Raw genomic sequence first — 14,328 nt, 5'->3', positions numbered from 1 at the left:
CCTTCCGCGACTACCATCCCCCCTGTGAACCGCGAAGTGACCCTGCCTCTGATCGTCGACGACCGCGGCACGTTGCAGGTCGCGGCCGCCGACGTCAGCAAGTTGCTGCGTACGGTGGGCGGCCGGTGGCTGCATCTGGTGGAGGCCGGTGAGGACGGGCTCGACGAGGACACGGTGGCGGCCCTCACCATCGAGCTCGCCAAGCTGGCCGACCGGATCGACGTGGCGTGCATCGCCCACAGCAGCGGGGCGGCGTCCGGGTAGCCGCCGCCCAGCCGGCCGAAACTCTCACGCGCTGTCCCGGTCCAGCTCCCACAGCGTCGTCCAGAACATCGTCTCGTAGGCCTGCAGCAGCCGCCCGTGGCGGTGCGCGAGGGCCTCGTTCACCCGTCCGGCGTCCAGCGCCGCCTGCACGGCCTCGCGGGCCCTCCGCTCCGGCTCGGGCGCGGGCCCGGCGAAGAAGTCGAAGAACGCGCAGGCCTCGTCGGAGTGACCGTAGTGGCGGCGCAGCGCCTGCGCGATGATCGCGCAGTACCCTCCCCAGGCCGAGAAGTTCGCGCTCAGCGCCAGCACCACGTCCGCGGGCGCGCCGTTCAGGGCGAGCCAGGCGACGTACGCCGGATAGGCCTGGCAGCCCGGCAGCGGCTCGTACGCGGCGGCCCGCGCCTCGTCCACGCCGCACGCCTCGGCGAACGTGCCCAGCCGCTCCCCCGCCAGCTCCTCACCCTCGGCGAGCAGCGTGAAGAAGGGCTCGGCCGCCGGTTCCTCCGCTGCGGCCCGTTCGGCCATCCGGTGGAACGCGCGGCGGTCGGCCGCGATCACCAGCCGCTGTTCGAGGGCCAGCGCGGCGAGGGTCTCGCGCCGGGCGGCGCCCCGGGCGACCAGCGGCAGCAGCCGGTTGGCGCCGGGGTGCGGGGCGAGCCCGCCGGTGGTGGCCTCCAGTACTTCCCTGGCCGTCCGTTCCATCGCGTACTCCCTGGTGTCGGGGGTGCCGGGCGGTCCCGCTGCTTCCCGGACCAGCGACCCTGGCACAGGGTCGCTGGTCCGGAGTAGTCCGGCGAGACCTGCACGCTCCGCCGGGTGATCGTGGAAGGCACCACCTTCCGCCCGGGGACGACCGAGTCCCCGGATGGCGAAAGCAGGCGTACTCCATGGCGACTTTGTGCAGACCGGCGGTCTCCGTCCCGGAACACGTGATCACGATGGAGGAGACGCTGCAGCTGGCGCGCTCCCGGCACCCCGACCACCCCCAACTGCCGCTGGCCCTGCGGCTGATCGAGAACACCGGCGTCCGCACCCGGCACATCGTGCAGCCCATCGAGGAGACCCTCAAGCACCCCGGCTTCGAATGGCGCAACAAGCTCTACGAGGCCGAGGCGAAGGCGCGTGTCCCGGCGGTCGTGCAGCGGGCGCTGGACGACGCGGAGCTGCTCACCACGGACATCGACGTCATCATCTACGTGTCCTGCACGGGGTTCATGATGCCCTCGCTGACGGCCTGGCTGATCAACGCGATGGATTTCAGTACGGAGACGCGGCAGATACCGATCGCCCAGCTCGGCTGCGCCGCGGGGGGCGCCGCCATCAACCGGGCGCACGACTTCTGCACGGCCTACCCGGAGGCCAACGTCCTGATCGTCGCCTGCGAGTTCTGCTCGCTCTGCTACCAGCCCACCGACCTGGGCGTCGGTTCCCTGCTGTCCAACGGCCTGTTCGGGGACGGCATCGCGGCCGCGGTCGTCCGGGGACAGGGCGGCACCGGCGTGAGACTGGAGCGCAACGGCTCGTACCTGATCCCCAAGACCGAGGAGTGGATCATGTATGACGTCCGGGCCACCGGCTTCCACTTCCTGCTGGACAAACGGGTGCCGGCCACCATGGAACCCCTTGCCCCGGCGCTCCACGGGCTCGCCCGGAAGCACGGCTGGAACGCCTCCGAGCTGGACTTCTACATCGTCCACGCGGGCGGACCGCGCATTCTGGACGACCTCAGCAAGTTCCTCCACGTACCGCAGACGGCCTTCCGCTTCAGCCGGGCGACGCTCACCGAGTACGGCAACATCGCGAGCGCCGTCGTCCTGGACGCGCTGCGCCGCCTCTTCGACGAGGGCGGCGCCGAGCACGCCGCGCGCGGACTGCTCGCCGGGTTCGGCCCCGGCATCACCGCCGAGATGGCCCTCGGCCGCTGGCAGCACACGACAGCAAAGACCAGAGAAAACGGAGACCGTGTGAGATGACGACGAGCGAGACGAGTGAAGAGACCGCGCCCGCACCCCCGGTACGGCACTGGCCCGCCCTCAACCTGACGGGCGTCGACTTCGACCCCGTCCTGGCCGAGCTGATGCGCGAGGGCCCGGTGACCCGGATCCAGCTGCCCAACGGCGAGGGCTGGGCCTGGCTGGTGACGCGCTACGACGACGTACGGCTGGTGACGAACGACCCCCGGTTCAGCCGCGCGGCCGTGGTGGGCCGGCAGGTCACCCGGCTGGCCCCGCACTTCATTCCCCAGCCGGGGGCGATGGGCTTCGCCGACCGGCCCGACCACTCCCGGCTGCGCCGGGCCATCGCCCCCGCCATCACCTCCAAGGGCGTGGAACGGCTGCGCACGGGCGCCCAGGACATGCTCGACCGCATGATCGACGAGATGGTCGCGGACGGGCCGCCCGCGGATCTGATCGAGCGGGTCCTGAAACCCTTCCCGATGGTCGTGATCTGCGAGCTGATGGGCGTCCCGGCCGCCGACCGGGAGCTGATGCACGAATGGACGCAGGGCATCCTGTCGTCCTCGCGCGGCGCCGCGTTCAGCGAGCAGTGCAAACGGGACATGGAGGCGTACTTCGCCAAGGCCATCGCCGACCGGGCCGGCTCCGACGGCGAGGACATCGTCTCCCTGCTCGGCGCCGCGGTCGGCCGGGGCGACATCACCGAGGACGAGGCGATGGCGATCGCCGGGCCGGTCCAGATCGGCGGCGAGGCCGTCACCAACAACACCGGGCAGATGTTCTTCGTGCTGTGCACCCGCCCGCGGCTGATGGAGCGGATGCGCGCCGAGCCGGGCTTGCGCCCGCAGGCCCTGGACGAGCTGCTGCGCTACATCCCGCACCGCAACGCCGTCGGCCTGTCCCGCATCGCGACGGAGGACGTGGTGATCCGGGGCGTACGGATCCGCGAGGGCGACCCGGTCTACGTCTCCTACCTCGCCGCCAACCGCGACCCGGACGTCTTCCCCGACCCCGAGCGCATCGACTTCGACCGCACCCCGAACCCGCACCTGGCGTTCGGCAACGGCCCCCACTACTGCGCGGGCCAGGTGCTGGCCCGGCTGGAGGCGGAACTGCTGGTGAACACGATCGTCGACCGGCTGCCCGGGCTGCGGCTCGCGGTCCCGCCCGAGGAGGTGCCGTGGCGGCGGGGCGCACTGATCCGGGGGCCCGAGGCCCTGCCCGTGACCTGGTGACCGCTCTCCTCCCGCCGTCCGAGGGACTGCTCGTGCCGCCGGGCCACGGGCGCACGGTGCGCACACCCGCGCACGACGTGACGTTCAAGGTGACCGGCACGCACTCGCGCGTGGCGTCCAGCTTCGAGGTGGTCGTCCCGCCCGGCTTCGACGTGGGCGCCCATGTGCACGCGCGCAGCGAGGAGCTGTTCTACGTGCTCGAGGGCGAGCTGGACGTGCTCGCCTTCGAGCCGCGCGTACGGACCCCGGACACCTGGCAGCGCTGGGAGTCGGGGTCGGGCAACCGGGTGGTGCGGGCGACGCCGGGCACGGTGATCGCGGTCCCGCCCGGCTGCCCGCACGCCTTCGCGAACCCCACCGACGCCCCGGCGCGGATGTTCTTCCAGGCGTCGCCGCCGCCGGACCACGAGCGCTATTTCGAGGAGCTGCTCGGGATCCTCGACGCCGGCGGCCCACCGGACCGCGCGGCGATCGAGGAACTCCGGGCGCGGTACGACATCGAACAGCTCACACCGCTCCGGTACCGCTGAGGGCCCGCCGCCCTACCGGATCGGCATCCCCGACAGCGTCCGGGAGATCACCAGCCGCTGGATCTCGCTGGTGCCCTCGAAGATGGTGTAGATGGCGGCGTCCCGGTGCATGCGCTCCACCGGGTACTCCCGCGTGTACCCGTTGCCGCCGAGGATCTGGATCGCCTGCGCGGTGACCTTCTTGGCGGTCTCGCTGGCGAACAGCTTCGACATGGAGCCCTCGGCCGCGGTGAACGGCTTGCCGTTGATCGCCATCCACGAGGCGCGCCACGTCAGCAGCCGGGCCGCGTCGATGGACGTGCGCATGTCGGCGAGCTGGAAGGCCACGCCCTGGTTGTCGATGATCGGCCGGCCGAACTGCTCCCGCGTCCTCGCGTAGTCGAGGGCCACCTCGTACGCGGCCCGCGCGGTGCCCACCGCCATCGCGGCGACCGCCGGGCGGGAGGCCTCGAAGGTGGCCATCGCGGCGTTCTTGACGCGCTCGCCGCCCTTCTTGGCCTTCTCACGCGCGCGGGCGAGACGCTGGTCCAGCTTCTCCTTGCCGCCGAGCAGGCAGGAACCGGGCACGCGCACGTTGTCCAGGATCACCTCGGCGGTGTGCGAGGCGCGGATGCCGTGCTTCTTGAACTTCTGGCCCTGGCCAAGACCCGGCGTGTTCGGCGGAACGATGAAGGAGGCGTGGCCCTTGGAACCCAGCTCCGGGTCGACGACCGCGACGACCACGTGCACGTTGGCGATGCCGCCGTTGGTCGCCCAGGTCTTGGTGCCGTTGATCACCCACTCGTCCTTGGCCTCGTCGTACACGGCACGCGTACGCATGGAGGCCACGTCGGAGCCGGCGTCGGGCTCGGAGGAGCAGAAGGCCGCGACCTTGACGTCGTTGGTGTCGCCGTACATCTGGGGGATCCAGGTGCCGATCTGTTCCTCGGTGCCGTTGGCGAGGACGCCCACGGCGGCGAGGCCGGTGCCGACGATGGACAGGGCGATGCCGGCGTCACCCCAGAACAGCTCCTCCATCGCCATGGGGATGCCGAGACCGGTGGCGTCGAAGTACTGCTGGGCGTAGAAGTCGAGGGAGTAGATGCCGACCTTGGCGGCCTCCTGGATGATCGGCCAGGGGGTCTCCTCGCGCTCGTCCCACTCGGCGGCCGCGGGGCGGATCACATCGGCGGCGAACCCGTGGAGCCAGTCGCGGACCTCCTTCTGTTCGTCGTTGAGCTCCATGGTGAACTCGGCCATGATCCCTCCCGCACCGCACTGACGTGTTACCTAAGGTAACCGCAGTGTGTTACCGGGCGGTAGGAAAAGTCAACTCCCCATGCCCCTCGTCAGCCCGTTCGATAGAGACGTGCCCATCAGTGTTAGTTTGCGCAGGCATCACCGATTCAGCACGGGTGGGGGAGAGACACATGGACACCACGCAGCGGACCGACCAGGAACGGTCCGCCGACCGCCGTCGGCGCGAGCTGCTGGAGGCCGCCGACAGAGTGGTGCTCCGCGACGGTCCCGGGGCCTCGATGAACGCCATCGCCGCCGAGGCGGGCATCACCAAGCCGATCCTCTACCGGCACTTCGGCGACAAGGGCGGGCTGTACGCGGCCCTCGCCCAGCGCCACACGGACGCCCTCCTCGACTCGCTGCGGGCCGCGCTGGACGCCCCGGCGGAGCGCCGTGAGCGCGTCGAGCAGACGCTCGACACCTATCTGTCGGCCATCGAGGCACGTCCTCAGGTGTACCGCTTTCTGATGCATCCGGCGGAGGGCGGCCAGCAGGCCGACCAGGGCTTCGACGTCGGCAGGCACTCCGCTCCCCTGCTGCGCCGCATGGGCGAGGAGCTGGGCAGGGTCATAGAGGAACGGCTCGACCTCGGCCCGGACAGCCGGCGGCTCGCCCGGGTGTGGGGGCACGGCATCGTCGGCATGATGCACGCGGCCGGCGACTGGTGGCTGGGCGAACGCCCCTGCTCCCGCGCCGAGCTCGTGCGCAGCCTCGCCGACCTGCTGTGGGGGCGGCTGGCGGCGGCCGGCGACCGGGTCGGCGGCCCCGGCTTCTGACGTACGCGCTCAGGGCCGCGGCACATCACGACATACGCGCCTCAGGGCCGCGGCACGCCACGCGGCCCTGCACACCCGCCGGTCAGCGGCTCCACGGCGCCCGCGCGGCCTGCCGCAGCACCCGCCGCCTGCGCCACCCGGTGACGCGGTCCACGTACAGCAGGCCGTCCAGGTGGTCGCACTCGTGCTGCAGGCACCGCGCGAAGAAACCGGTGCCGCGCACCCGCACCGGGTCGCCGTCCAGGGTGACACCCTCGACGACCGCCTCGTCATGGCGCTCGGTGCCCGCCTCGAGGCCCGGCAGCGACAGACAGCCCTCCGGGCCGCGCAGCACCATGCCGCCCGTCTCCACGAGCCGCGGGTTGACCACGTGCCCCACATGACGGACGTCCTCGTCGTCCGGGCAGTCGTAGACGAACACCCGGCGCGGATCGCCCACCTGGTTCGCGGCGAGCCCCACGCCCCGGGCGGCGTACATCGTGGCGAACAAGTCCTCCACAAGGGCCGCCAGTTCGGGCCCGAACTCCGTGACTTCTTCACACCCCGCGTGCAGAACCGGGTCCCCGAGCAAGGTCAGAGGCCGTATACGCCCCCGGGCACCGGGGAGAGAACCGTGTCGCATGGCCGCAAGGGTACGGTCCTCGGTGCCGCCCGTGCGCCGGGGCGGCGACCGCGATTCGGGCGTACGAGTGGATCTCGATAGGCTGAGGTCCGCACCACGTTGCCGAACAGGTTCAGGCGCGGCGCGCACGCAAGGAGGATCGAGAACTGATGGCAGGGAACTCGGACCCGCTCACGCCGCGGGCCAAGCTGGCCGTGACGGCGGGCCGGGCCGTCGCGGCGGCATCGCGCGCCGCGGGTCGCGGCAGCGGATCGGTGATCGGCGGCAAGGTCGCCCTCAAGCTCGACCCCGACCTCCTCGCCCGGCTCGCCCAGAACCTGGACTGTGTCCTCGTCTCCGCGACCAACGGCAAGACCACGACCACCCGGCTGATCGCGGAGGCGCTGCGCGCCGCGGGCCCGGTCGTCTCCAACGCGCTCGGCGCCAACATGCCCGCGGGCATCACCTCGGCGCTGGCGGGCGGCTCGGACGCCAAGTTCGGCGTCATCGAGGTCGACGAGAAGTACCTCGCCGGAGTGGCCCGGGACACCGACCCGAAGTGCATCGCGCTGCTGAACCTCTCGCGCGACCAGCTGGACCGGGCGGCCGAGACCCGCATGCTCGCCGAGAACTGGCGCGAGGGCCTGGCCGGCACCAAGGCCGTCATCGTGGCCAACTGCGACGACCCGCTGGTGGTGTGGGCGGCGTCCTCCTCCCCCAATGTGATCTGGGTCGCGGCGGGGCAGATGTGGAAGGACGACGCCTGGTCCTGCCCGGCGTGCGGCGGTGTGATGCAGCGCCCCGGCGACGACTGGTTCTGCGGTGAGTGCGGCTTCCGCCGGCCCACCCCGAGCTGGGCGCTCTCCGGCGACCACGTGCTCGACCCGCACGGCTCCGCCTGGCCGATCCACCTTCAGCTGCCGGGCCGCGCCAACAAGGCCAACGCCGCCTCCTCGGCCGCCGTCGCCGCCGTCTTCGGGGTGCCGCCGCAGGTCGCCCTGGAGCGCATGTACCAGGTCCAGGCGGTGGCCGGCCGGTACGACGTGGTGCAGTTCATGGAGCGCGACCTCAGGCTGCTGCTCGCCAAGAACCCGGCGGGCTGGCTGGAGACGTTCTCGCTGATCGACCCGCCGCCCGCGCCGGTGATCCTGTCGGTGAACGCGCGCTCGGCCGACGGCACCGACACCTCCTGGCTGTGGGACGTCGACTACACGCGCCTCACCGGTCACCCGATCTTCGTCATCGGCGACCGCAAGCTGGACCTCGCGGTCCGCCTGGAGGTGGCGAACCAGCACTTCCAGGTCTGCGACAGCCTCGATGAGGCCGTGCAGATGTGCCCGCCGGGCCGGATCGAGGTCATCGCGAACTACACCGCGTTCCAGGACCTGCGCCGCCGCGTCGGCAACTGACACGAGACCTCAGGGGACTTTTGTGAGCGACAACCAACTGCGGGTCGTCTGGGTCTACCCGGACCTGCTCAGCACCTACGGTGACCAGGGCAACGTGCTCGTCGTCGAGCGCCGGGCGCGCCAGCGCGGCCTGGACGTGGCCCGGCTGGACGTACGCAGCGACCAGCCGATCCCCACCTCCGGCGACATCTACCTGATAGGGGGCGGCGAGGACCGGCCGCAGCGGCTCGCGGCCGAGCGGCTGCGCCGCGACGGCCAGCTGTACCGGGCCGTGGAGAACGGCGCGATCGTGTTCTCGGTCTGCGCCGGCTACCAGATCCTCGGGCGCGAGTTCATCAACGACCTCGGCCAGCGGGAGCCCGGCCTCGGGCTGCTGGACATCACCACCACGCGCGGCGAGGGCGCGCGCTGCGTCGGTGACGTGCTCGCGGACATGGACCCGCAGCTCGGCCTGCCGCCGCTGACCGGGTTCGAGAACCACCAGGGCGTGACGCACCTCGGCCCCACCGCGCGCCCGCTGGCGCGGGTGCGCATCGGCAACGGCAACGGCACGGGCGACGGCACGGAGGGCGCGTTCAACGACACGGTCTTCGGGACGTACATGCACGGGCCGGTGCTCGCCCGCAACCCGCTGATCGCGGACCACCTGCTGAAGCTCGCGCTCGACGTCAACGCGCTGCCGCCGGTCGACGACCGCTGGTACGAGGCGCTCCGCAACGAGCGGATCGCGGCGGCCGAGCAGCCCGCCTGACCTCCCTCGCCGGTCCGTGACGGGCCCTTGTGCGCGGTGTTCCCACCCCCGCACGAGGGCCCGTCTGTCACGTCCGGCGCTCACGTGTGCGGGGGTGTCCGGAACGCGGACGCACGGTGCGGCCCCTCCCCCTTCCGCCGGTAGGGTGACGGGGTCCCGCCGGACAGCGGCGTCCGGCTCCCGGCCCACGTGGAGAAGGTATCTCGGGCTATGCGCATTGGTGTCCTCACGTCCGGCGGTGACTGCCCCGGGCTGAACGCCGTCATCCGGTCCGTCGTGCACCGTTCCGTCGTCGACCACGGCGACGAGGTCATCGGCTTCCGGGACGGCTGGAAGGGTCTCCTGGAGTGCGACTACCTCAAGCTCGACCTCGACGCGGTGGGCGGCATCCTCGCCCGCGGCGGCACGATCCTCGGTTCCTCCCGCGTCCGCCCCGAGCATCTGCGGGACGGCGTGGAGCGGGCCAGGAGCCATGTCCAGGACCTCGGCCTCGACGCGATCATCCCGATCGGCGGTGAGGGCACGCTCAAGGCGGCCCGGCTGCTCTCGGACAACGGCCTGCCGATCGTCGGCGTGCCGAAGACCATCGACAACGACATCGCGGTGACGGACGTCACCTTCGGCTTCGACACGGCCGTGGGGGTGGCGACCGAGGCGCTGGACCGGCTGAAGACCACGGCCGAGTCCCACCAGCGCGTCCTCATCGTGGAGGTGATGGGCCGGCACACCGGCTGGATCGCCCTCCACTCCGGTATGGCGGCCGGCGCGCACGCCGTCGTCGTCCCCGAGCGGCCCTTCGACATCGACGAGCTGACCGCCAAGGTCGGCGAGCGCTTCGACCAGGGCAAGCGGTTCGCGATCGTCGTGGCCGCCGAGGGCGCCAAGCCCAGGCCCGGCACCATGGACTTCGACGAGGGCGGCAAGGACGTCTACGGCCACGAGCGCTTCGCCGGGGTCGCCCGCCAGCTCGCCGTCGAACTGGAGCGGCGCCTCGGCAAGGAGGCCCGTCCGGTGATCCTCGGGCACGTCCAGCGCGGCGGCACCCCGACCGCGTACGACCGCGTCCTCGCGACCCGGTTCGGCTGGCACGCGGTGGAGGCCGTGCACCGGGGCGAGTTCGGCATGATGACCGCGCTGCGCGGCACCGACATCGTGATGGTGCCGCTGGCGGAGGCCGTCGAGACGCTGAAGACCGTCCCGCTGGACCGGTACGCCGAGGCGGAATGCGTGCTGTGACGTTCCGCCCGGTCGCCGTGCGACGACCGGCGCGCTGAACCGCCCCCCGGTGCCGGACGCGCCGGGGGGCGGCTCTACTCTGGGTGCGGACAGACAGCACAACCCGCACGAATCAGGAGCCGTGGGATGGATCACAGCGGGCACGGCACGTCGATGGACCTGCCGCCGTTCACGCTGGGGCGGGGGCTCGAGTGGTCGACGGACCCGTTCTTCCTCATCGGCTGCCTGGTGGCGCTCGCCCTGTACGGGTGGGGGGTCGCCCGGCTGACCCGGCGCGGTGACAAGTGGCCGGTGAACCGCACGGTGTGGTTCGCCGTCGGGGTGCTGCTCATCCTGCTGATGATGTGCACCGGGCTGAACGACTACGGCATGGTCATGTTCAGCGTGCACATGGTGCAGCACATGGTGATCAGCATGCTGGCGCCGATCCTGCTGCTGCTCGGCGCCCCGATCACGCTGGCGCTGCGCGCGCTGCCGACCGCGGGGCGGGGCCGCAAGGGTCCGCGCGAGCTGCTGCTGATGCTGCTGCACAGCCGGTACATGCGGATCATCACGCACCCCGTGTTCACGATCCCCATGTTCATCGCGAGCCTGTACGCGCTGTACTTCACGCCGCTGTTCGACTTCCTGATGGAGTCGAAGCCGGGGCACATCGCGATGATGCTGCACTTCCTCGCCGTCGGCCTGGTGTTCTTCTGGCCGATCATGGGCGTCGACCCGGGGCCGCACCGCCCGGGCTATCTGATGCGGATGCTGGAGCTGTTCGCGGGCATGCCGTTCCACGCGTTCTTCGGCATCGCGCTGATGATGGCGTCCACTCCGATGGTCGAGACGTACCGGAACCCTCCGGCCTCGCTCGGCATCGAGGCGCTCTCCGACCAGAACGCGGCCGGCGGTATCGCCTGGGCGTTCAGTGAGATCCCGTCCGTGCTCGTGCTGATAGCGCTGCTGTTCCAGTGGTACCGCTCCGAGCAGCGGCAGGCCCGGCGCAAGGACCGCGCCGCCGAGCGCGACGGGGACAAGGAGCTCGAGGCGTACAACGCCTATCTGGCTTCGCTCGACGCGCGCGGCCGCTGAGTCTTTTTTCCCGGAACGGGGGCACCATGGAGAGGGATCAAGTCTCCAGGAGGGTGTCGCGATGCCCGGTTCCACGAAGACGATGGGAGTGCTCACCGTGGGTGGGCTCGTCATGGTGACGGCCTACACGGTGGCCCTCGGCTCCAACGGCTGGCTCTGGTTCGGCTGGGTCCTCCTCGGCCTCGTCACGCTCGGCATGGCAGCCTCGCGCAGCGCCTGAGGCCTCACTCGCGGGGCAGCCGGCCCCCCGAGTGAACGCCCGGCTGGTACTTGGGCAGCCGGGCGGTGATCTTCATACCCGCCCCGACCGCGGTCTCGATGACGAGGCCGCGGTCGTCGCCGTACACCTGGCGGAGCCGCTCGTCGACGTTGCTCAGGCCGATGCCGCCGGAGGGGCCGGCCTCCCCCGCCAGGATGCGGCGCAGCAGCTCGGGGTCCATGCCGGCGCCGTCGTCCTCGATGACGACGAGCGCCTCGGCGCCCGCGTCCTGCGCGGTGATGCCGATGTGGCACTTGCCTCCGGCCGACACGATCTTGCCCTCCAGACCGTGCTTGACGGCGTTCTCGACGAGGGGCTGGAGGCAGAGGAAGGGCAGGGCGACCGGCAGGACCTCGGGGGCTATCTGGAGGGTGACCGAGAGGCGGTCGCCGAAGCGGGCCCGGACGAGCGCCAGGTAGTGGTCGATGGCGTGCAATTCGTCGGCGAGGGTGGTGAAGTCGCCGTGCCGGCGGAACGAGTAGCGGGTGAAGTCGGCGAACTCCAGCAGCAGCTCACGGGCCCGCTCGGGGTCGGTCCGCACGAAGGACGCGATCACTGCGAGCGAGTTGAAGACGAAGTGCGGGGAGATCTGGGCGCGCAGGGCCCTGATCTCGGCCTCGATGAGGCGGGTGCGGGAGCGGTCGAGGTCGGCCAGTTCCAGCTGGACGGAGACCCAGCGGGCGACCTCCCCGGCGGCGCGGACCAGGACGGCGGACTCGCCGGGCGCGCAGGCGACGAGCGCGCCGTGGACGCGGTCGTCGACGGTGAGGGGCGCGACGACGGCCCAGCGCAGCGGGCAGTCCGGCTCCTCGCACGTCAGCCGGAAGGCCTCGCCGCGGCCGGTCTCCAGGGGGCCCGCGAGGCGTTCCATGATCTGTGCGCGATGGTGCTCGCCCGCTCCGTCCCAGGCGAGGACCGTCTCGTGGTCGGTGAGGCAGAGCGCGTCCGTGCCGAGCAGGGTGCGCAGCCGCCGTGCCGACCTGCGGGCGGTCTCCTCGGTGAGGCCCGCGCGCAGCGGCGGCGCGGCGAGGGACGCGGTGTGCAGGGTCTCGAAGGTGGCGTGCTCGACGGGTGTGCCGAGCCCGCCGAGGCTGCGGGTGCGCGCGGTGCGCCGCCCCAGCCAGAACCCGGCGGCGAGCAGCGGCAGCGCGGCCACGCACAGCCCGGCGACGAACGCGCTCATCTCTCCCGCGCCCATGTGTCCTCCCCCTCTTCCGGTACGTCCGGCACCGCGCCGCGCGCCTTGCCGCCCACGAGCTCCTCCGGCAGATGGAAGCGCGCGAGGATCGCCGGGGTGCCGGGCGGCACCCGCCCCGGTGTCGCCAGCGACACCAGCACCATCGTCAGGAACCCGAGCGGCACGGACCACAGCGCGGGCCAGGCGAGCAGCGCGTGCAGGCTGCCGTGCGCGGGGTAGCCCGCCATGGTCGCCGCGACCGCGCACAGCGCCGATCCCCCGCCGACGAGCATCCCGGCGGCCGCGCCCGGCGGGGTGAGCCGCCGCCACCAGATGCCGAGCACGAGCAGCGGGCAGAACGAGGACGCGGACACGGCGAAGGCGAGGCCCACCGCGTCGGCCACGGGCAGCCCGCCCACCAGTGCGCTGGCCGCCAGCGGCACGGCCATCGCGAGGACCGTGCCGAGCCGGAAGTGCCGTACGCCGCGCGAGGGCAGCACGTCCTGGGTGAGGACGCCCGCCACGGCCATGGTCAGCCCGGACGCGGTGGACAGGAACGCGGCGAACGCCCCGCCCGCGACGAGCGCGCCCAGCAGGTCGCCGCCGAGCCCGCCGATCATCCGGTCCGGCAGGAGCAGCACGGCCGCGTCGGCGTCACCGGTGAGGGCCAGCTCGGGGGCGTAACTGCGGCCGAGCGCCCCGTAGACGGGCGGGAGCAGGTAGAACGCGCCGGCCAGGGCGAGGACGACGACCGTGGTGCGGCGGGCGGCGACGCCGTTCGGGCTGGTGTAGAAGCGGACGACGACATGGGGCAGGCCCATGGTGCCGAGGAAGGTGGCGAGGATCAGCCCGTACGTGGCGTACAGCGGGCGCTGCTCGCGGCCCGCGGCGAGGGAGTCCGACATGCCGCCGCCCGTGCCGCGGTCGGCGACGGGGACGGGGTCGCCCGCGGTGAAGGTCAGTTCGGTGCCGCGGTCGACGCGGTGGGTGCCGGCGGGCAGGTCGAGGCTCTCGTTCTCGTACCGGCGGCCGTCGACCGTGCCGGTGGCGGTGACACTGAGGGGGCGTTCCAGGCGCAGGTCGAGGGTGTCGTCGACGCGGACGACGCGCTGCTCGCGGAAGGCGGCGGGTTCGTCGAAGACCCGGCGGTCGGCGCCGTCGTCCTGCCAGGCCAGGACGAGGAAGAGGGCGGGGACGAGCAGGGCGGTGAGTTTCAGCCAGTACTGGAACGCCTGGACGAAGGTGATGCTGCGCATACCGCCCGCGGCGACGGTCGCGACCACCACGACGGCGACGATGACGCCGCCGAGCCAGTCGGGCGCGGCGGTCAGCACGGCCAGTGTCAGGCCGGCGCCCTGCAGCTGGGGCAGCAGGTACAGCCAGCCGACCCCTACCACGAAGGCCCCCGCGAGCCGCCGCACCGCCTGGGAGGCGAGCCGTGCCTCGGCGAAGTCGGGCAGCGTGTACGCGCCGGAGCGGCGCAGCGGGGCCGCGACGAACAGCAGGAGTACCAGGTAGCCCGCGGTGTAGCCGACCGGGTACCAGAGCATGTCGGGGCCCTGGACGAGGACCAGGCCCGCGATGCCGAGGAAGGAGGCGGCTGACAGGTACTCGCCGCTGATCGCGGCCGCGTTGAGGCGGGGGCCGACGGTGCGGGAGGCGACGTAGAAGTCGGACGTCGTACGGGAGATGCGCAGGCCGAACGCGCCGACGAGGACGGTCGCGACGACGACGAGCGCGACGGCGGGGACGGCGTAGCCGGAGTTCATCGGTGGGT

At 72.0% G+C, this 14,328-nt stretch carries 15 protein-coding genes; 10 read left to right on the top strand and 5 right to left on the bottom strand.

Annotated features, from left to right (window positions below; translation table 11 throughout):
* The first annotated feature begins 24 nt into the window (after window positions 1-24).
* Window positions 25-264, top strand: coding sequence for a DUF6213 family protein (locus IE242_RS26955; protein WP_030579431.1), 240 nt, complete (start codon window positions 25-27; stop codon window positions 262-264).
* A 24-nt stretch (window positions 265-288) separates the two neighbouring features.
* Here IE242_RS26955 and IE242_RS26950 read toward each other — a convergent pair whose 3' ends face one another.
* Window positions 289-966 (bottom strand): thiaminase II/PqqC family protein, encoded by a 678-nt coding sequence (locus IE242_RS26950; RefSeq protein ID WP_189863690.1) that lies wholly within the window; start codon window positions 964-966, stop codon window positions 289-291.
* Between the two features lie 185 nt (window positions 967-1,151).
* On the opposite strand from IE242_RS26950, the gene IE242_RS26945 reads away from it, so the two are divergent.
* From IE242_RS26945 to IE242_RS26935, 3 genes are read left to right on the top strand one after another with little or no spacing between them, the layout of a single operon-like run.
* On the top strand, window positions 1,152-2,237 hold the full coding sequence (locus tag IE242_RS26945; RefSeq protein ID WP_189863688.1) for a type III polyketide synthase: 1,086 nt from the start codon (window positions 1,152-1,154) through the stop codon (window positions 2,235-2,237).
* Window positions 2,234-3,457 carry a cytochrome P450 gene (locus tag IE242_RS26940; protein ID WP_189863686.1) on the top strand — a complete coding sequence of 408 codons (1,224 nt, stop codon included), beginning with the start codon at window positions 2,234-2,236 and terminating at the stop codon, window positions 3,455-3,457. Before IE242_RS26945 ends, IE242_RS26940 begins: the two co-directional genes overlap by 4 nt.
* Entirely contained in the window at window positions 3,454-3,987 is a 534-nt protein-coding gene (locus tag IE242_RS26935; protein ID WP_189863684.1) for a cupin domain-containing protein, read from the top strand. The genes IE242_RS26940 and IE242_RS26935 overlap by 4 nt, the downstream gene beginning before the upstream one ends.
* A gap of 12 nt (window positions 3,988-3,999) precedes the next feature.
* Here IE242_RS26935 and IE242_RS26930 read toward each other — a convergent pair whose 3' ends face one another.
* Complete coding sequence (locus tag IE242_RS26930; RefSeq protein ID WP_189863682.1) at window positions 4,000-5,226, bottom strand: acyl-CoA dehydrogenase family protein; 1,227 nt, start codon at window positions 5,224-5,226, stop codon at window positions 4,000-4,002.
* A 170-nt stretch (window positions 5,227-5,396) separates the two neighbouring features.
* Here IE242_RS26930 and IE242_RS26925 point away from each other — a divergent pair, with 170 nt between their 5' ends.
* Complete coding sequence (locus IE242_RS26925; RefSeq protein WP_189863680.1) at window positions 5,397-6,041, top strand: TetR/AcrR family transcriptional regulator; 645 nt, start codon at window positions 5,397-5,399, stop codon at window positions 6,039-6,041.
* Window positions 6,042-6,123: 82 nt separating this feature from the next.
* On the opposite strand, the gene def is transcribed toward IE242_RS26925, so the two are convergent.
* Entirely contained in the window at window positions 6,124-6,663 is a 540-nt protein-coding gene (def, locus tag IE242_RS26920; RefSeq protein WP_189863678.1) for a peptide deformylase, read from the bottom strand.
* A 149-nt stretch (window positions 6,664-6,812) separates the two neighbouring features.
* On the opposite strand from def, the gene IE242_RS26915 reads away from it, so the two are divergent.
* The 5 genes from IE242_RS26915 to IE242_RS26895 all read left to right on the top strand — a co-directional run bounded on the left by IE242_RS26915 (window position 6,813) and on the right by IE242_RS26895 (window position 11,335).
* Complete coding sequence (locus IE242_RS26915) at window positions 6,813-8,051, top strand: MurT ligase domain-containing protein (RefSeq protein WP_189863676.1); 1,239 nt, start codon at window positions 6,813-6,815, stop codon at window positions 8,049-8,051.
* A 22-nt stretch (window positions 8,052-8,073) separates the two neighbouring features.
* A complete protein-coding gene (locus tag IE242_RS26910) occupies window positions 8,074-8,802 on the top strand; it encodes a type 1 glutamine amidotransferase (protein ID WP_189863674.1) in 729 nt (242 codons plus the stop codon).
* Window positions 8,803-9,012: 210 nt separating this feature from the next.
* A complete protein-coding gene (locus tag IE242_RS26905; RefSeq protein ID WP_189863672.1) occupies window positions 9,013-10,038 on the top strand; it encodes a 6-phosphofructokinase in 1,026 nt (341 codons plus the stop codon).
* Window positions 10,039-10,164: 126 nt separating this feature from the next.
* Complete coding sequence (locus IE242_RS26900) at window positions 10,165-11,115, top strand: cytochrome c oxidase assembly protein (RefSeq protein ID WP_189863670.1); 951 nt, start codon at window positions 10,165-10,167, stop codon at window positions 11,113-11,115.
* A 61-nt stretch (window positions 11,116-11,176) separates the two neighbouring features.
* Window positions 11,177-11,335: a hypothetical protein gene (locus IE242_RS26895; protein ID WP_189863668.1), complete on the top strand. Its 159-nt coding sequence runs from the start codon at window positions 11,177-11,179 to the stop codon at window positions 11,333-11,335.
* Between the two features lie 4 nt (window positions 11,336-11,339).
* Here IE242_RS26895 and IE242_RS26890 read toward each other — a convergent pair whose 3' ends face one another.
* Complete coding sequence (locus IE242_RS26890; RefSeq protein WP_189863886.1) at window positions 11,340-12,557, bottom strand: sensor histidine kinase; 1,218 nt, start codon at window positions 12,555-12,557, stop codon at window positions 11,340-11,342.
* Window positions 12,554-14,320, bottom strand: coding sequence for a sodium/solute symporter (locus IE242_RS26885; protein ID WP_189863666.1), 1,767 nt, complete (start codon window positions 14,318-14,320; stop codon window positions 12,554-12,556). The genes IE242_RS26890 and IE242_RS26885 overlap by 4 nt, the downstream gene beginning before the upstream one ends.
* Window positions 14,321-14,328 lie beyond the last annotated feature (8 nt).

The sequence above is a fragment of the Streptomyces poonensis genome, assembly GCF_014650915.1.
Classification (GTDB): domain Bacteria; phylum Actinomycetota; class Actinomycetes; order Streptomycetales; family Streptomycetaceae; genus Streptomyces; species Streptomyces poonensis.
This window is presented reverse-complemented; position numbering and strand designations above follow the sequence as displayed.